Source organism: Arthrobacter sp. NPDC093125, assembly GCF_044754225.1.
GTDB lineage: Bacteria > Actinomycetota > Actinomycetes > Actinomycetales > Micrococcaceae > Arthrobacter.
In genome coordinates, this window is the sequence record NZ_JBIVOQ010000001.1 from 456918 (window position 1) to 475537 (window position 18620).

The window sequence follows — 18620 nt, forward strand, 5'->3', positions numbered from 1 at the left end:
TCGGCGTGAAAGCATACGGATCATGGCCCAGAAGATTGCGTACCAGGGTGAGCCGGGCGCCAACTCCAATATCGCGTGTAAGCAAATGTTCCCCGAGCTGGAAAGCGTGCCGTGCGCCAGCTTCGAGGACGCCTTCGAACTGGTGTCGAGCGGTGAGGCCGACCTGGCCATGATCCCCATCGAAAACTCCATTGCCGGGCGGGTAGCGGACATCCACGTCCTGCTGCCCCAGTCCAAGCTCCAGATCGTGGGCGAGTTCTTCCTGCCCATCCACTTTGACCTGCTGGGCATCCCGGGCAGCACGCTCGAGGCCGCAACCGAGGTCCACAGCCATATCCACGCCCTGGGCCAGTGCCGCCGCCTGATCCGCGAGGCAGGCCTGCGGCCCGTCATCGCCGGCGATACGGCCGGATCAGCCCGGGAGGTAAGCGAGTGGAACGATCCCCGCAAGCTTTCCCTCGCTCCCCCGCTGGCCGCCCAGATCTACGGCCTGGAGGTGCTGGCCTCGCGCGTTGAGGACGACCCGTCCAACACCACCCGGTTCGTGGTCCTCGCCCGGGAAAAGGAACTGCCGGCCCGGGACGAACTTCCCGGACCGGCAGTCACCAGCTTTGTGTTCCGTGTCCGCAACGTCCCGTCCGCCCTGTACAAGGCGCTGGGCGGCTTTGCGACGAACGGCGTGAACATGACACGGCTGGAAAGCTACATGGTGGGCAACGAGTTTGCCGCCACCATGTTCATGGCCGACGTCGAGGGCCACCCCGAGGACCTGTCCCTGAAGCTCGCCCTCGAGGAGCTGGACTTCTTCACCACCGAGGTGCGGATCCTTGGCGTGTACGCCGCCGCAGAGTACAGGTCCGGCCAGGCCATCGGCTGAGCTTTCTGCTTAGGAGGAGGGAACCCGCTCCGCCTCGACGGCGTCGGAATCCTCAGCGCCCAGCGGAACCCCCTTCGTTTCCTTCACCAGGCTGACGCCAATGAAGGAGATGACGCACAGGGCCATGATGTAGATCCCGATGGAGACCGACCAGCCGGTGTCCTTCAGCAGCGCTTCAGCGATGAGCGGCGCGAAGGCCCCGCCGAGGATGGAACCCAGGGCGTATCCGATGCCGATCCCCGAGTAGCGGACGCTCGCCGGGAACATCTCCGCGTACATGGCGGACATGGGACCGTAGGAGAGCCCCAGTCCGACCGTCAGGACGAAAATGCCCACGCCGTAGGCCCAGATGTTGCGGGTGTCGACCAGCAGGAACATGGGAATCACCCACGCGAAGATGAGGACGTAGCCAAGCTGGAAGGTGCGCACCCGGCCGATCCTGTCCGAAAGGGCTCCCCCGAAGAGAGTGAAGATGAGCCAGCCGAATGAGGCCAGGAGGGTGGCCAGCAGCACCGGGGACGCGTCCATCTTCAGTGTCTTTTGGGCGTAGGACGACAGGAACGCGATCACGAGATAACCGGCGGCGTTGTTGCCGATGAAGATCACGGCTGCCAGCAGGACCTGCTTCTTGTTCGTGCGGAGCAGCTGCTTCAGCGGTGTGGCCGATTCGCGCTTGCGCTCCACCATCTCCTTGAACACGGGGCTCTCGGACACGGCGGCGCGGATGAAGTAACCCACCACAATCAGGACGACCGACAGCAGGAAGGGAACGCGCCAGCCCCATTCAAGGAACTGCTCCTCGGACATCGAGAGCCGGAGCAGGAACAGCACCAGGGTGGCGATGATCATGCCGACGGGCACGCCGATCTGCGGGTAGGCTCCCCAGAATCCCCGCTTGTCGCGTGGAGCGTGCTCCACTGCCATCAGCGCTGCGCCGCCCCACTCCCCGCCCGCCGAGAAACCCTGCAGAATGCGCAGGACCATCAGCAGGATGGGAGCCCAGACGCCGATCTGGGCGTATGTCGGGAGGAGCCCGATCAGGGCGGTGGATGCCCCCATCATTACCAGGGTGAAGACGAGCATGGCCTTCCGCCCCACCCGGTCACCGAGGCGTCCTGCGATCACAGCGCCCAGGGGCCGGAAGAAGAAGCTCACACCGATGGTTGCCCACGAAACCAGCTGCGCGAGTCCGGGGCTGTCGGTGTCCAGGGGTTTGAAGTAGAGGCTGGCAAAGACGACGCCGGCGGCCTGGGCGAAGATGAAGAAGTCGTACCACTCGATGGTGGTGCCGATCATGGTTCCGGCGACCACACGGCGGTCGGCCTGGCTCATGCGCTGGCGGGCCACTGGCGCGCCTGCAGTTCTGGGCGATGCCATATACTTACGCTCCGTTGCCGACGAGGGTGGGGGCGACGGTCTGCGCGCCAGCAGCCGTAGCGGAGTGCTTGGCCACGGGACGGTCCGCCTGGGTACGGGCCACTTCCGGCTGCCGGCCCGGCTGGAGCTGGGCAAAGAATGCGGCGAGTTCCTCCGTCGCGGTCAGCGGCAGGACATTCGCCACGTACTGGTCGGGGCGCACCACCACAACGACGCCGCCGCGGTCGAGGCCGCGCTGTTCGAAGATGTCCGCCTGCGGGTCCGTGCCGAAGACGTTCTCGTAGTCAGTGAGCCGGAACGGACCAACCTGAGGCTTGAAAGCGGCCGGGACCGCGCCCACGTCGATGCCCGTGTGGTCCTGCTGGTAAATGACCTTCACATCGAACCAGGCATTGCGGTCGGCGCCTTCCGGTGTGGCCGCCAGCGGCGAATCCGGGGAGTTCGCGAGCCATTCGGCCAGGTCGGTGGTGGGCGACGGCGCCCCTGCCTGCGCCGGATCGGCGAAGACGTAAAGGCGCCAGCGGCCGTCCGCCTTGGTCTGATGGCCGAGGTGCAGCGGGTTGGTGTCGGAAACGCGCAGGACGGGCGCGGACTTGAAGCGCTTGCCGATGGGGAAGCCCGCGGCCAGGTCCTGGTGGGCGGGCTCAGCAACGAGCATCGAGGGCGTGTACTGCGTCATGAACCCGGCCGGGAACTCGGCGGTGGACACGTAGAAGTTCTCCAGCTCCGTGGGGTCCTCGAACTCCTCGGGCTTCTTGGCCATGAGCGTGGACCACTCCTTGTCAAAGTCGATGAGGTTCTTCGCGACGACCTGGCGCTCCGCCGAGTAGGTGTCCAGCAGGGACTCCGGGCTCCGGCCCTCGAGCACGTGCCCGAGCTTCCACGCGATGTTGAAGCCGTCCTGCATCGAAACGTTCATGCCCTGGCCGGCCTTGGCGCTGTGCGTGTGGCAGGCGTCGCCGGTGATGAACACGCGCGGGCTGCGTGTGCCGCGGTCCTGCGGCAGGACGTCGTCGAACCGGTCCGTGAGGCGGTGGCCGACCTCGTACACGCTGTGCCAGGCGACGTTGCGCACGTCGAGGGTGTAGGGGTGGAGAATATCGTTGGCCTTGGCAATGATCTGCTCGATGGTGGTCTTGCGGACCGCACCTTTGTCATTCTCAGGGACGACGCCGAGGTCCACGTACATGCGGAAGAGGTAGCCGCCCTCGCGGGGGATCAGCAGGATAGACCCGCCGTCGTGCGACTGGATGGCGCACTTGGTGCGAATGTCGGGGAAGTCCGTCTCGGCCAGGACGTCCATGACGCCCCACGCATGGTTGGCCTGGTCGCCGGCCAGCGTGCAGCCGATTGACTCACGCACCTTGCTCCGGGCGCCGTCGGACCCGACCACGTACTTGGCTCTAACAATGCGCTCCTGGCCCTCGTTGGGCCCGGCGGTGTGGACGAGGGTGACGGTGACGGGGTACTGGCCTTCCTCGGCGACCTCGAGGCTGCGGAACTCGTAGCCATAGTCCGGCTTCAGGCGGGTGGGGGACGTAGCCGCCACTTCGGCGAAGTAGTCCAGCACGCGGGCCTGGTTAACGATGAGGTGGGGGAACTCGCTGATGCCCGTGGCGTCGTCGAGGGCGCGGGCAGCGCGGTAGATCCGCGAGGGGTCCTCGGGACTGGGCTTCCAGAACGCCATTTCGGTGATCCGGTATGCCTCGGCGATGATCCGCTCGGCAAATCCGAAGGCCTGGAAAGTCTCGACGCTGCGGGCCTGGATGCCATCGGCCTGGCCAATGGCAAGCCTGCCGGGGCGGCGCTCGATGATGCGCGTGTTGACGCCGGGGAACTGGGACAGTTGCGCGGCGGCGAGCATGCCGGCGGGTCCGGAACCGACGATGAGTACGTCAACCTCATCCGGGAGCTCGGCGGGCCGATCTATGCCGACGCCGGCGGCCGGCTGGACTCGCGGGTCACCGGATACGTAACCGTGATGGTGGAACTGCACGGGCTTTCCTCACTTCACTGTGTGGCTCTCTGCTGCCAGGTGGTGTGTTCTATATCAGAACACAAGGTTCGATTATAGAAATACGGGCTATGGGTTAGTACTGTACGTCACATAAGACCTGCGCTACAAGTAGGTTTTTTCTCGCCGCGGGCCTCATGCGCCCAGCCATGCAGGCCTGGCGGAAAGTTCCGCTGCAAGGGGTTGACGCCCATCCAAAAGCAGTCCAAGATGTTTCGTATACGATTTCGTACCTGATGAGGAGAACGCTTTGGAGCAGGTCAACGACGACACCCTGGCAGCAGCGCGCAAGGTGATCGCGGTGCACATCAACTACCCCAGCCGGGCAGCACAGCGCGGCCGGACTCCGGCCCAGCCCTCCTACTTCCTCAAGCCGTCGTCATCCCTGTCCCTGACCGGCAGCGCCGTCGAGCGACCGGCCGGCTGTGAACTCCTCGGCTACGAAGGCGAGATCGCGCTGGTCATCGGCAAGGCCGCCCGGCGGGTCGAGATCGACGACGCCTGGAGCCACGTCGCCGCCGTCACGGCGAGCAACGACCTCGGCGTTTACGACCTCCGCTACGCGGACAAGGGCTCGAACCTCCGCTCCAAGGGCGGCGACGGCTTCACCCCGGTTGGGCCGGCACTTATTCCGGCAGACGCCGCCGACCCCGCCAACCTGCGCATCCGCACCTGGCACAATGGCGAACTCGTCCAGGACGACACCACCGAAGACCTGCTCTTCCCGTTTGCCCGGCTCGTGGCCGACCTGTCCCAGCTGCTCACCCTCGAAGAGGGGGACATCATCCTGACCGGCACCCCCGCCGGCGCGTCCGTCGCCAAACCAGGCGACGTGCTGGAGGTGGAAGTCAGCACTGCGGACGGCGGGCTGAGCACCGGCCGCCTCACCACCACGGTGGAGGAAGGCACGACGGCGTTCGCGGACTTTGGTGCCGGCCCCAAAGTTGATGACCTGCAGCGGGAAGAGGCGTACGGTTCCCGGGAGGCCGCGGGGCTTCCTGCTGTGTCCTCCGAGGCAGGGGCCTCCGTCCTCACGCCGGAGCTGAAGGCCAAGCTCGAGAGCGTCTGCACCGCCACGCTGTCCTCCCAGTTGCGCAAGCGCGGGCTGAACAACGTCAGCATCGACGGCCTCACCTCCACCCGCCCGGAAAAGCGGGTGGTCGGCCTGGCCCGCACCCTGCGCTACGTGCCCAACCGCGAGGACCTCTTCAAAACCCACGGCGGCGGGTTCAATGCGCAGAAGCGCGCCATCGACTCCGTCAACGAGGGCGAGATCCTGGTCATGGAAGCCCGCGGGGAAAAGGGCACCGGCACCATCGGTGACATCCTGGCCCTGCGCGCAGAGGTCCGCGGCGCCGCCGCCATCATAACCGACGGCGGGGTCCGCGACTTCGCCGCCGTGGCCGCCATGGAACTGCCCACGTACTACTCCAATCCCCACCCCGCCGTGCTGGGCCGCCGCCACATCCCGTGGGACACCGACATCACCATCGCCTGCGGCGGCACCACCGTGCAGCCCGGCGACATCATCGTGGCCGACTCCGACGGCATCCTCGTGATCCCGCCGGCCCTGGCCGAGGAAGTCGCCCACGACTCCGTCGTCCAGGAGCGCGAAGAGGTCTTCATCGCCGAGATGGTGGCGCAGGGCCACAGCGTGGACGGGCTCTATCCGCTCAACAGCGAATGGCGCGCCAAGTACAAGGAATGGGAGGCCGGCAAAGATGACTGAAACAGCCACTGCACCCGCCAGCGCCGCCGGCAGCACTCCTGGCAGCGCCGCGGGCAGCAAGGCCGAGCAGGCCTACCGGGCCGTCAAGGCGCGGATCGTGGAAGGCACCTATACCCCCGGCTACCGCCTGGTCCTGGCCGCCATCGCCAAGGACCTCGGCTTCAGCGTGGTCCCGGTCCGCGAAGCGATCCGCCGTCTCGAAGCCGAAGGCCTGGTGAAGTTCGAGCGCAATGTTGGAGCCACGGTTGCGGGGATCGATCCGACCGAGTACCTCTACACCATGCAGACGCTGAGCATCGTGGAAGGCGCGGCCACGGCGCTGTCCGCACCCCTGATCGGCGAAGCGGACATTGCCCGGGCACGTGCCGTGAACGCGGAAATGCGGGAATGCCTGGAGCACTTCGATCCCGTCCGGTTTACCCAGCTCAACCAGGACTTCCACAGTGTCCTCTTTGAGCACTGCCCGAACCCGCACATCCTGGACCTCGTCCACCGGGGCTGGAACCGGCTGGCGTCATTGCGGTCCTCGACGTTCCGCTTTGTCCCCGGCCGGGCCCACCGCTCCGTCGACGAACACGAGGCGCTGCTCCGGCTCATCGAGACCGGCGCTGACGCCGACACCATCGAAAAAGCAGCACGACTCCACCGCTCCGCCACCCTGGACGCTTACCTCTCCCAAACCAGCCCCAAAGACCGCAGTTAGGACCTCAACGATGACGACCCCTGTAGAAACAGCAGCCAAGCACTATGTTCCCGAGAACCTGCCCACCCATATCCAGCACTACATCAACGGCAAGTTCGTTGACTCGGTGGGCGGCAAGACCTTCGACGTCCTGGATCCGGTGTCCAACCGGAACTACGCCACTGCCGCGGCCGGCCAGAAGGAAGATATCGACCTGGCCGTCGCCGCCGCCCGCGAAGCATTCGTCAACGGCCCGTGGCCGAAGATGAAGCCCCGCGAGCGCGCCCGCGTCCTGAACAGGATCGCCGACGCCGTCGAGGCCCAGGAAGCCCGGCTCGCAGAACTGGAAACCTTCGATACCGGCCTGCCCATCACCCAGGCCAAGGGCCAGGCGCTGCGCGCGGCGGAGAACTTCCGCTTCTTCGCGGACCTGATCGTGGCCCAGTTCGATGACGCCATGAAGGTCCCCGGCTCGCAGATCAACTACGTGAACCGCAAGCCGATCGGCGTCGCCGGGCTGATCACGCCGTGGAACACCCCGTTCATGCTCGAGTCCTGGAAGCTGGCCCCGGCGCTGGCCACCGGCAACACCGTGGTCCTCAAGCCCGCCGAGTTCACTCCGCTGTCCGCCTCCCTCTGGGCCACCATCTTCAAGGAGGCAGGCCTGCCGGACGGCGTCTTCAACCTGGTCAACGGCCTGGGCGAGGAAGCCGGCGACGCCCTGGTCAAGCACCCGGACGTCCCGCTGATCTCCTTCACCGGCGAGACCACCACTGGCCAGACCATCTTCCGCAACGCAGCAGCCAACCTCAAGGGCCTGTCCATGGAGCTCGGCGGCAAGTCCCCCTGTGTCGTCTTTGCTGATGCGGACCTCGATGCCGCCATCGACTCCGCCCTGTTCGGTGTCTTCTCGCTCAACGGCGAGCGCTGCACCGCCGGCTCGCGCATCCTGGTGGAACGCGCCATCTACGACGAGTTCTGCGAGAAGTACGCCGCCCGCGCCAAGAACATCGTGGTCGGCGACCCCCACGACCCCAAGACGCAGGTGGGCGCCCTGGTCCACCCGGAGCACTACGAGAAGGTGGCCTCCTACGTGGAGATCGGCAAGTCCGAAGGCCGGCTGCTCGCCGGCGGGGGACGGCCGGAAGGCCTCCCGGAAGGCAACTACATCGCCCCCACCGTCTTCGCCGATGTCTCCCCCGACGCCCGGATCTTCCAGGAGGAGATCTTCGGTCCCGTCGTCGCCATCACGCCGTTCGAGAACGACGACGAGGCCCTCGCCCTGGCGAACAACACCCGGTACGGCCTGGCGGCCTACATCTGGACCCAGAACCTGACCCGGGCGCACAACTTCTCCCAGAACGTCGAGGCCGGCATGGTCTGGCTGAACAGCCACAACGTCCGCGACCTGCGCACCCCGTTCGGCGGCGTCAAGGCCTCCGGCCTGGGCCACGAGGGCGGCTACCGCTCCATCGACTTCTACACGGACCAGCAGGCCGTGCACATCACGCTCGGCTCCGTCCATACGCCCAAGTTCGGCAGCATCGAAGCCTCCGCTGCCAACGAGGGCTAGCAACTACTCCCCCTATACCTGCTCAAAGAAGAGAGAACATCATGACCAACTTCGTTCCCACCCCCACCGTCCCGGCACCGGACATCGTCCGCTGCGCCTACATGGAAATCGTGGTCACGGACCTCGCCAAGTCGCGCGAATTCTACGTCGACGTCCTGGGACTGCACGTCACCGAGGAAGATGAGAACACCATCTACCTACGCTCCCTGGAGGAGTTCATCCACCACAACCTGGTCCTGCGCCAGGGACCCATCGCCGCCGTCGCCGCCTTCGCCTACCGGGTAAAGTCCCCCGCCGAGGTGGACGCCGCCGAGGCCTACTACCGCGAACTCGGCTGCCGGGTGGAGCGCCGCAAGGAAGGCTTCACCAAGGGCATCGGCGACTCCGTCCGCGTCGAGGACCCGCTGGGCTTCCCGTACGAGTTCTTCTACGAGACCGAGCACGTGGAGCGCCTCACCCAGCGCTACGACCTCTACTCCGCCGGCGAGCTGGTCCGCCTGGACCACTTCAACCAGGTCACCCCGGACGTCCCCCGCGGCCGCAAGTACCTCGAGGACCTCGGCTTCCGCGTCTCCGAAGACATCAAAGATTCCGACGGCGTCACTTACGCCGCCTGGATGCACCGCAAGCAGACCGTGCACGACACCGCCCTGACCGGCGGCAACGGCCCGCGCATGCACCACGTCGCCTTCGCCACGCACGAGAAGCACAACATCATCCAGATCTGCGACAAGATGGGCGCCCTGCGCATCAGCGACCGGATCGAACGCGGCCCCGGCCGGCACGGCGTGTCCAACGCCTTCTACCTCTACATCCTGGACCCGGACGGCCACCGCATCGAGATCTACACCCAGGACTACTACACCGGCGACCCGGACAACCCCACCATCACCTGGGACGTCCACGACAACCAGCGCCGCGACTGGTGGGGCAACCCCGTGGTTCCGTCCTGGTACACCGAAGCATCCCTGGTCCTGGACCTCGACGGCAACCCGCAGCCGGTCATCGAACGCACCGACGCCTCCGAAATGGCAGTCACTGTCGGGGCGGACGGCTTCTCCTACACCCGCAAGGAAGACTCAGCGGTGGAGGGCTTCAAGCTGGGAGCCCAGGTCTAAACGATGCTGGACGCGAAGACGATCGAGGCCATTGCGGACGAACTGGTCGAAGCCGGCCGGACCCGCACCCCTGTGCCCCGCCTGACTGCCCGCTACCCGGACATGACGGTGGAAGACTCCTACGCGGTGCAGCAGCTGTGGCGGCGCCGCAACGAGGACGCCGGCCGGACCCTGGTGGGGCGCAAGATCGGCCTCACGTCCAAGGCCATGCAGGCCGCCACCGGCATCACCGAACCGGACTACGGTGCCATCTTCGATGACATGGTGCTGGAAACCGGCTGCTCGGTGGAATGGGACAAGTACACCCATCCCCGGGTGGAGGTGGAACTGGCGTTCGTCCTGAAGGACGGGCTCAAGGGCCCCGGCTGCACCATTTTCGATGTCCTGAACGCCACCGACTACGTGGTTCCGGCCCTGGAAATCCTCGATTCGAGGATCGAGATGGAGGGCCGGACCATCGTGGACACCATCTCCGACAACGCGGCCATGGGCGCCATGGTGGTGGGCGGCCGCCCGGTGAAGCCGGACGCCGTCGACCTCCGCTGGGTATCCGCCATCCTCTACAAGAACCAGACTGTGGAAGAAACCGGCGTGGCCGCCGGCGTCCTGGACCACCCCGCCAACGGCGTGCACTGGCTGGCGAACAAGATCGCCGCGCACGGGGACAGCATGAAGGCCGGCGACATCATCCTCGCCGGCTCCTTCACCCGCCCCCTCTGGGTCTACAAGGGCGACACCGTCCACGCAGACTACGGATCTTTAGGGGCTGTGACATGCCGCTTCGAGTAGAGGACACCTTCCGGTCCGCGCTGGCCGCCGCAGGCCGTCCGTTGGCGGGCATGTGGGTCTGCTCCGGCAGCCCGCTGGTCGCCGAACTCTGCGCCGGGTCCGGCCTGGATTGGCTCCTGGTGGACGCCGAGCACAGCCCCAACGGGCTCGAGTCCATCCTGGCCCAGCTCCAGGCCATCCACGGCTACCCGGTCCACACCCTGGTCCGGCCGCCGGTGAACGACACCGTGCTGATCAAGCAATACCTGGACCTCGGTGTCCAGAACCTGCTCATCCCCATGGTCAACTCCGTGGCCGAGGCCGAAGCTGCCGTGGCCGCCACCCGATACCCGCCCCAGGGCGTGCGCGGCGTCGGCTCCGCGCTGGCCCGTGCCGCCCGCTGGAACCGCGTCCCGGACTACCTCGCACGGGCAGCGGAGACCGTCAGCGTCACCGCCCAGATCGAATCGACGGCCGCGGTTGAGGCGGTGGAGGACATCCTGAAGGTCGACGGCGTGGACGCCATCTTCGTGGGGCCCTCCGACCTCGCCGCCTCCATGGGGCTGCTGGGACAGCAGGAACACCCCGAGGTGCGGGCCACCGTCGAGCACTGCCTCGCCGCCGCCCAAGCGGCCGGCAAGCCGGCGGGCGTCAACGCCTTTGCCCCCGGCACCGCCCGCGCCTACCTCGACGCGGGCGCCGCCTTCATCCTGGTAGGCGCCGACGTCGCCCTCCTGGCGCGCGGCTCCGAGGCACTCGCCGCACAGTACGTCCAGCCGGCCGACGGCGACACCCGCGCCAGCTACTGACCCCGGTGGTTGGGCCCGCCGAACCTCTTCCACGGCAGACCCAACCACCGGACCCCACACACTTTCTCAGGAGACACCCGCATGACCACTTCGCCCACAACCTCCCCTGCCCTCACTCAGGAGCGCGAGGCGTCCCTGCTCGCGTCCGTGCCGACCGGCCTGCTCATCAATGGTGAGTGGCGGGACGCGTCCGACGGCGGCACGTTCGATGTGCACGATCCAGCCACCGGGGAGGTACTTGCCACCCTCGCCTCGGCCACGAGCGAAGACGCCCTCGCCGCGCTCGACGCCGCAGACAAAGCCCAGGCGTCCTGGGCGAGGACCGCGCCCCGCGTGCGGGCGGAGATCCTGCGCCGCGCTTTCGACCTGGTCACCGCACGCGCCGAGGACTTCGCGCTGCTGATGACCTTGGAAATGGGCAAACCTTTGGCCGAAGCCCGCGGCGAAGTCACCTACGGCGCCGAGTTCCTGCGCTGGTTCTCCGAAGAATCCGTCCGCGACTACGGCCGCTACCTCACCACCCCCGAGGGCAAGAACAAGATCCTGGTCCAGCACAAACCCGTCGGCCCCTGCCTGCTCATCACCCCCTGGAACTTCCCCCTGGCGATGGCCACCCGCAAGGTCGCCCCGGCCGTGGCCGCCGGCTGCACGATGGTCCTCAAACCCGCCAAACTCACACCCCTCACCGCCCAGTACTTCGCCCAGACGATGCTCGACGCCGGCCTGCCCGCCGGCGTGCTGAACGTCGTCGCCTCCTCATCCGCCTCCGGGATCTCCGGGCCGCTGCTGAAGGATTCCCGGCTGCGGAAGGTCTCCTTCACCGGCTCCACCCCCGTCGGCAAGCGCCTGATGGCCGACGCCGCGGAGAACGTGCTGCGCACCTCGATGGAGCTGGGCGGGAACGCCCCGTTCATCGTGTTCGAGGACGCCGACCTGGATGCCGCCGTTGAAGGGGCCATGGCCGCCAAAATGCGGAACATGGGCGAAGCCTGCACCGCCGCGAACCGGTTTCTGGTCCACGAATCCGTCGCGGCCGAGTTCATTGCCAAGTTCGCCGCAGCCATGGGCGTCCTGGCCACCGGCCGCGGCACCGAACCCTCCACCCAGGTCGGCCCCCTGATCGACGCCGGCGCCCGCGACGACGTCCACGCCCTGGTGGCCGCCGCCGTCGACGCCGGAGCTGTTGCCGTCACCGGCGGAGCCCCCGTGGACGGGCCCGGCTACTTCTACCAGCCCACCGTCCTCGCCGACGTTCCGAACAACGCCGAGATCCTCCGCCAGGAAATCTTCGGCCCCGTCGCCCCAGTCACCACCTTCACCACCGAGGATGACGCGATCCGGCTGGCAAACGCATCCGAGTACGGCCTGGCCTCCTACCTCTACAGCCGCGACTTCAACCGGCTCCTGCGCGTGGCCGAACAGATCGAATTCGGCATGGTCGGCTTCAACGCCGGCGTCATCTCCAACGCCGCAGCCCCCTTCGGCGGCGTCAAGCAATCCGGCCTGGGACGCGAAGGCGGCTCCGAAGGCATCGCCGAATACACCACCACCCAATACATCGGCATCGCAGACCCCTACGCGAGCTAACGCCGCGTCACTGTCTACAGCGTCTGGGGCCTTCTTCGGGAAGGCCCCAGACGCTTTGTCTTTAAGCCGTGGCCGTTCCCCCGCCGACCGTTCTTCCCCCGCGCCGTTCGCCCCACGACAAGGGTCCTGCGCAGAAAGACAAGATAGCCAGCCGGAAGTAAATCAGACTGGGAATCAACCCCGCTCAGCCATCCGGCTGGCGCCCTTGCCTACTCGAAGTGGAGTAAATCTTGGAAACCTACGATGCGCTGCTTGCGTCCATTACCCCCTCGTCCGGCCCGACGCGGACCATTCTCGATCCGGCAACGGGGGAAACGGTAGGCGAAGCCCCCGTTCACACCCTCGAATACCTCGAGGAGGCCGTCGGCGCCGCGGCCACCGCGCAGCCGGCCTGGGCGGCACTGGGCCACGACGCCCGGTCTGCCGCGCTCCTCACGGCCGCCGACGCCGTCGAACGCTCCGCCGAGGAACTCGCCCGGCTGCTCTCCCGCGAGCAGGGCAAGCCGCTGAACGGCCCGAACGCCCGTTTCGAGGTCGGCGCCTGCGCCGCCTGGCTGCGCGCCACTGCCACGACCGAACTTAAGCCGGAAGTCGTCGTGGACGACGGCGAGACGTACGCCGAGCTGCACTACAAGCCCATCGGCGTGGTTGGCGCGATCGGTCCTTGGAACTGGCCGATGATGATCACGATCTGGCAAATCGCCCCCGCCCTGCGCATGGGCAACAGCGTCGTGGTCAAGCCTTCAAAGATGACCCCCCTCTCCGTCCTGGCCCTGGTCAAGGTCCTTAACGAGGAACTCCCCGAGGGGGTCCTCAACGTCATTTCCGGGGACCGCGAAGTGGGCGCCCGCCTGGCCGAACACCCCGCCGTCGGCAAGGTGATGTTCACCGGCTCCACCGCCGCCGGCCGGGCGATTATCAAGTCCTCCGCGGACACGGTCAAGCGGCTCACCCTGGAGCTCGGCGGGAACGACGCCGGCATCGTGCTGCCCGACGCCGACCCCAAGGCCATCGCCGAAGGCCTGTTCTGGGGCGCCTTCCTCAACACCGGCCAGACCTGCGCGGCCCTGAAGCGCCTCTACGTCCACGACGACATCTACGACGCCGTCTGCGAAGAACTCACAGCCGTTGCGGCGACGATGCCGATGGGCAACGGTCTGGATGAGAACAACGTCCTCGGCCCGCTGCAGAACAAGGCCCAGTACGACGTCGTGGCCAACCTTGTGGAGGCCGCCCGTGCCGGCGGGGCACGGATCCTGCTCGGCGGAAACCCGGACCCCGAGCAGCCCGGCTTCTTTTACCCCACCACCCTCGTCGCGGACATCGACAACGGCAACCCGCTCGTGGCGGAAGAGCAGTTCGGGCCGGCCCTGCCGATCATCCGCTACAGCACCATCGATGAAGCCGTCGAGAAGGCCAACGCCCTCGACGTCGGCCTCGGCGCCTCCGTCTGGTCCCCGAATCTGGCCGCCGCCCGCGAAGTCGCCGCACGGATTGAAGCCGGCACCGTATGGATCAACAGGCACGGCGCCGTGGACCCCCGCATCCCCTTCGGCGGCGCCAAGCAGTCCGGCTACGGCCTGGAATTCGGCGTCGAAGGCCTCAAGGCACTCGGCGTGCCCCAAGTGATCAACGGCTAAGCCTCCCGGCCGAACACAGGTGCCGCCGTCGCTGGTTGCGACGGCGGCACTTTGCTGTCCGCAGGACAAGTTTCCGCGCCCATGCGGCCTCTTCTTGGGCAGCCTTCCCGACCGCCAGTGCGACGTTAATCACATCCGCGCGGCTTTCTTTCCCCCTACCGGCAGGAATGTTTACGCAGGTCGGAGGTCGAAAAAGCAGGTGCACCCGCCCTTTTGGGGCTGCACCGCACTGGTCTGTCCCGGCTTGCGGCCCATATTACGAATTAGTAACGTTGCTGACTGGCCTTGAGGGTCAGGCCCGAAAGCGGGCCCCGGATGCCCATGACCGGGCCCGGATGCAACGAGCGGCACAAGGCTGCTCGGGTCCTTTCGAAGGGACTACAGAAGCTTCAGGCATGCGTCACCACTGCGATGTGGCTGCCGCGCGCCTGCGATGCCCGGAGGGGTCTTTTGCTCAACAAGAAACTTGCCACAGTACTGGCCGTCGGCGCGCTCTCCCTGACCGGATGCAGCCTGGCTCCCACGGGCGGCACATCCGGCCCTGACGCTGCAGCTGCGGGACTCTCGGCCGAGACCGCCCCGGCGTCTACAACACCTGCAGCCACCAAAGCGGCAGCATCGACGCCTGCCGCGCCGGTACCGACGGCAACCGGAACCAAGTCTGCGGCTAAGGCCGCTGACAAGCCCGGCTCCGCACCTGCGCCGAAGCCTGCCGCCGCGCAGGCTGCCACCGCGGCACCTGCCGCGTCCGTTCTGCCGGCGGCAACAGCGGCCAAGCCTGCGGCCTCAGCGCCCACGCCTGCCCCTGTCAAGGCCCCGGTCGCGCAGCAGGCCAAGGCCGTTCCTGCAGCCAGTGTCGCCCCGGCGGCCGCCACCGGAAGCGGGAACCAGGCCGCGACCACGCTGGGATGGGGTCCCGTCATTGCAGGTGACGAGTTCTCCAACACGGGTGTGCCAGACCGCGCCAAATGGAGTGTCTACAACGGCAAAGGCCATGCCGGCAAGGGCCTGCGTTCCCGCGATGCCGTCACGGTCGGCGGCGGGGCGCTGAGCATCAAGGGCGACGCGGCGGGCAAGACCGGCGGCATGTCAGCCAAGTTCGCGCGGCAGAAGTACGGCAAGTGGGAGACCCGCATGAGGGTCGCCCACAACGACCCGCAGTACCACCCGGTGCTGATCCTCTGGCCGGACAACTCCGCTGACGCCTACAACGGCAAATGCTGGGAAATTGACTACGCCGAGGGCAACAACGGCCCGGGCCGGATGAGTTTCTTCAACCACATCGCCTGCCCTGGCAACGGCAAGGTCCACACCTACGCCAAGAAGGCGATCGACACCCGGCAGTGGCACAACTACGCCGTGGAGTGGTCCCCGACGAAGATCACCGGCTATATCGACGGCGTGAAGTGGTACGAGGACACCACCCCGGCGAACATCGCCAACGTCTCCATGCACCAGACGATCCAGCTGGACTGGTTCCCCAACGGCGGCGCCACAACACCCTCCCAGATGGACGTCGACTGGGTGCGCGTCTACAAGTAGGCAGCGCCCCGGCACCATCACAGCACCACCGCACCACAGCAACACCGCACCACTGCACCACTGCGCCACTGCACCACTGCGCGAACGGACACTTGGGGCCCTCGGACGAGGGCCCCAAGTGTCCGTTCGCGCTTTAGGAAGGGGCCCCAAGTGTCCGTTCGCGCTTTAGGAAGGGCCCCAAGTGTCCGTTCGCGCTTTAGGAAGGGGCCCCAAGTGTCCGTTCGCGCTGAGCCGGCGCCGCTTTTGCTGGCGGTATGGGGCCGGTGAAAAACCGGCCGCGCCGCCCGCAATAGACTGAAGCCATGGCCCAGACTGGACTTTCCGCAAGCAGACGGTTCCTGCGCGGACGGATCCGTTCGGGAATAGTCCGCAGCCGCAACTCACTGGTGCCCGCCATTCAGATGACGGTCTGCGCCGTGGGGGCCTATGCGTTTGCCGAGTACGTCCTGGGGCATTCAGGCCCCTTGTTCGCGGCCACGTCATCGCTGATCGCCCTGGGTTTTTCCCGCGACCCGCGGCTACGCAGGGTGATGGAGGTGGGGCTGGGCTGCACCATCGGCATCGCCGTTGGCGACCTCCTGCTGCACTGGCTGGGCGCCGGGATCTGGCAGGCCGCCGTCGTCCTTTTCTTTTCCATCCTGCTGGCCCGGTTCCTGGACAGCGGCACCATTTTCACCACGCAGCTGGGCCTGCAGTCCCTGCTCGTGGTGCTGCTGCCGGCCCCGCCGGGCGGGCCGTTCACCCGAAGCATCGACGCGGTGGTGGGCGGCGTGTTCGCCCTGCTCGTGACCATCCTGATGCCCAAGGATCCACGGCAGGAACCGCGCAAGGACGTCAGGAAGCTCCTCCACGAACTGGCGGAAGTGCTGCGCGAATGTGCCTCCGCCCTGACGAACAGCGATTCCACCGAGGCCTGGCATGCCCTGGTCCGCGGCCGGAACTGCCAGCCCCTGGTGGACCGGATGCGGCAGTCGCTGCGGGCCTCCGGGGAAGTGGCCACCCTGGCGCCGGCCTACCGCAGGCACCGCGATGAGCTGGACCGGCTGGAGCAGTCGCTGGACTTCATCGACCTTGCACTAAGGAACAGCCGGGTCTTCGCGCGCCGGCTGACCAGTGCCATCAACCACGCCGCGCTCTCGGACGAGGCAGTGGAGAACATCGCCGAGGTACTGCAGGAGACCGCCGCCGCCATCGACGAGCTCTCCCTCGGGCTGGCGGAAGTGCACGACGGCGTCCGGCGCACCCATCTGCGCACTGCAAGGGCCGAGCTCAGCGCCATCGCCGGCCGGCTGCATCCGCGGCTGCTGAAAGTGGAGCGGCTGGAGGGCGAGACAGTGGTCATGCTGTTCCGGCCCCTCATGGTTGACCTGCTCGAGGCCACCGGCGTCGATTCCCGCGAGGCCCGCGACATCCTGCCTCCGCTCTAGCCGGCCGCACCGATAGCCGCGGTAGGCCTGCCGAAACCCGGGTGCCTAGAACCCCCGGGCAAGAATGTCGTACCCGCCGGATAGTGTGGAGCAATGGCTACAAAGACTTCCCGGGCAGCCAAGGCGCCGGGTTATAAGTGCGCGGAATGCGGCTGGACCACTGTCAAATGGGTAGGCCGCTGCGGCGAGTGCCAGGCGTGGGGCACCGTTGAGGAAACGGGCGCAGCAGTGGCGCGCACGACGGCGGCAACTACAGTTTTGGAGGCCGCCCGGCCCATCGCCGAGGTGGACGCCACCACGGCCGCCTTCCTCCCCACCGGGGTGGCCGAACTGGACCGCGTCCTCGGCGGCGGGGTGGTGCCCGGCGCCGTGATCCTGCTGGCCGGGGAGCCGGGCGTGGGCAAGTCGACCCTGCTGCTGGACGTTGCCGCCAAGTTCGCCCGCACCGGCCAGAGCGTCCTGTACGTCACGGGCGAGGAATCCGCCGCCCAGGTGAAGCTGCGGGCGGAGCGCATCGACGCGATCGCTGACACCCTCTACCTTTCAGCCGAGACCGACCTTGGCCAGGCCCTGGGCCAGGTGGAGAAGGTGGAACCGAAGCTCCTCGTCGTTGACTCAGTCCAGACCCTGAGCAGCGCGGACGTCGAAGGCAGCTCCGGCGGCGTCTCCCAGGTGCGGGAAGTGGCAGCCTCGATCATCGCCGCCGCCAAGCGCCGCAACATGACAACCCTGCTGGTGGGGCACGTGACCAAGGACGGCTCCATCGCCGGGCCCCGGCTGCTCGAGCACCTCGTCGACGTCGTGTGCCAGTTTGAGGGCGAACGCCACTCCCGGCTCCGGCTGTTGCGGGCGGTGAAGAACCGCTACGGGCCCACCGATGACGTCGGCTGCTTCGACCTGAACGAGGACGGCATCGTCGGCCTGGCCGATCCGAGCGGGCTGTTCGTCACCCGGACGAAGGATCCTGTCTCAGGGACTTGCATCACGGTGACTATGGAGGGACGCCGCCCGCTGCTGGCCGAGGTGCAGTCGCTGCTGGCGGAAAGCCCCAACTCGCAGCCCCGGCGGGCCACCAGCGGCCTGGACAGCTCCCGGGTTTCCATGCTGCTGGCCGTTCTGCAGCAGCGGGCAGGCTGCCTGCTGCACAAGGACGATTCGTATGTGGCGACGGTGGGCGGGGTCAAGCTCAGCGAGCCCGCCACGGACCTCGCGGTTGCGCTGGCCGTTGCCTCGGCGAAGGCCAAGAAACCCCTGCCGCAGCGGCTCATTGCGTTCGGCGAGGTGGGGCTGGCCGGCGAGGTGCGGCCCGTTCCGGGCATCAACCAGCGCATCCAGGAGGCCCACCGCCTGGGCTTCACCCACGCGGTGGTGCCGGCAAGCCACACTGGCCCGGGCCCGGTTCCGTCGGGGTTCTCGGTGCGGGAGGTCGGCCACCTGGCCGAGGCGCTCAGCCTGTTGATCAGCTAGCCGGCCCGGA

At 67.2% G+C, this 18620-nt stretch carries 14 protein-coding genes; 12 read left to right on the top strand and 2 right to left on the bottom strand.

The features are described from left to right. The first annotated feature begins 22 nt into the window (after window positions 1–22). The gene (locus ACIP9X_RS02115; protein ID WP_400478061.1) at window positions 23–877 is read left to right on the top strand and encodes a prephenate dehydratase; all 855 of its coding nucleotides are present in this window, start codon (window positions 23–25) and stop codon (window positions 875–877) included. Window positions 878–886: 9 nt separating this feature from the next. Here the strand turns inward: ACIP9X_RS02115 and ACIP9X_RS02120 are convergent, their stop codons facing one another. Then, entirely contained in the window at window positions 887–2254 is a 1368-nt protein-coding gene (locus ACIP9X_RS02120; protein WP_400478062.1) for an MFS transporter, read from the bottom strand. A 4-nt stretch (window positions 2255–2258) separates the two neighbouring features. Continuing rightward, window positions 2259–4250, bottom strand: coding sequence for an FAD-binding monooxygenase (locus ACIP9X_RS02125; protein ID WP_400478063.1), 1992 nt, complete (start codon window positions 4248–4250; stop codon window positions 2259–2261). A 268-nt stretch (window positions 4251–4518) separates the two neighbouring features. Here ACIP9X_RS02125 and ACIP9X_RS02130 point away from each other — a divergent pair, with 268 nt between their 5' ends. The 11 genes from ACIP9X_RS02130 to radA all read left to right on the top strand — a co-directional run bounded on the left by ACIP9X_RS02130 (window position 4519) and on the right by radA (window position 18610). Further along, window positions 4519–5997 (top strand): fumarylacetoacetate hydrolase family protein, encoded by a 1479-nt coding sequence (locus ACIP9X_RS02130; RefSeq protein ID WP_400478064.1) that lies wholly within the window; start codon window positions 4519–4521, stop codon window positions 5995–5997. Further along, entirely contained in the window at window positions 5990–6700 is a 711-nt protein-coding gene (locus ACIP9X_RS02135; protein WP_400478065.1) for a GntR family transcriptional regulator, read from the top strand. Before ACIP9X_RS02130 ends, ACIP9X_RS02135 begins: the two co-directional genes overlap by 8 nt. A 10-nt stretch (window positions 6701–6710) precedes the next feature. Further along, a complete protein-coding gene (gene hpaE / locus ACIP9X_RS02140) occupies window positions 6711–8252 on the top strand; it encodes a 5-carboxymethyl-2-hydroxymuconate semialdehyde dehydrogenase (RefSeq protein ID WP_400478066.1) in 1542 nt (513 codons plus the stop codon). A gap of 41 nt (window positions 8253–8293) precedes the next feature. Further along, a complete protein-coding gene (hpaD, locus tag ACIP9X_RS02145) occupies window positions 8294–9370 on the top strand; it encodes a 3,4-dihydroxyphenylacetate 2,3-dioxygenase (RefSeq protein WP_400478067.1) in 1077 nt (358 codons plus the stop codon). Window positions 9371–9373: 3 nt separating this feature from the next. Then, entirely contained in the window at window positions 9374–10159 is a 786-nt protein-coding gene (gene hpaH / locus ACIP9X_RS02150) for a 2-oxo-hept-4-ene-1,7-dioate hydratase (protein WP_400478068.1), read from the top strand. Continuing rightward, window positions 10144–10947 carry an HpcH/HpaI aldolase/citrate lyase family protein gene (locus tag ACIP9X_RS02155; RefSeq protein WP_400478069.1) on the top strand — a complete coding sequence of 268 codons (804 nt, stop codon included), beginning with the start codon at window positions 10144–10146 and terminating at the stop codon, window positions 10945–10947. Before hpaH ends, ACIP9X_RS02155 begins: the two co-directional genes overlap by 16 nt. An 81-nt stretch (window positions 10948–11028) precedes the next feature. Beyond that, window positions 11029–12534 (top strand): NAD-dependent succinate-semialdehyde dehydrogenase, encoded by a 1506-nt coding sequence (locus tag ACIP9X_RS02160; RefSeq protein WP_400478070.1) that lies wholly within the window; start codon window positions 11029–11031, stop codon window positions 12532–12534. A gap of 230 nt (window positions 12535–12764) precedes the next feature. Next, the gene (locus ACIP9X_RS02165) at window positions 12765–14174 is read left to right on the top strand and encodes an aldehyde dehydrogenase family protein (protein ID WP_400478071.1); all 1410 of its coding nucleotides are present in this window, start codon (window positions 12765–12767) and stop codon (window positions 14172–14174) included. Between the two features lie 450 nt (window positions 14175–14624). Beyond that, window positions 14625–15716, top strand: a complete 1092-nt coding sequence (locus tag ACIP9X_RS02170) for a glycoside hydrolase family 16 protein (protein ID WP_400478072.1) — start codon at window positions 14625–14627, stop codon at window positions 15714–15716. 302 nt (window positions 15717–16018) lie between these two features. Next, window positions 16019–17143, top strand: coding sequence for an FUSC family protein (locus ACIP9X_RS02175; RefSeq protein WP_400478073.1), 1125 nt, complete (start codon window positions 16019–16021; stop codon window positions 17141–17143). 93 nt (window positions 17144–17236) lie between these two features. Beyond that, entirely contained in the window at window positions 17237–18610 is a 1374-nt protein-coding gene (gene radA, locus ACIP9X_RS02180; protein WP_400478074.1) for a DNA repair protein RadA, read from the top strand. Window positions 18611–18620: the final 10 nt, after the last annotated feature.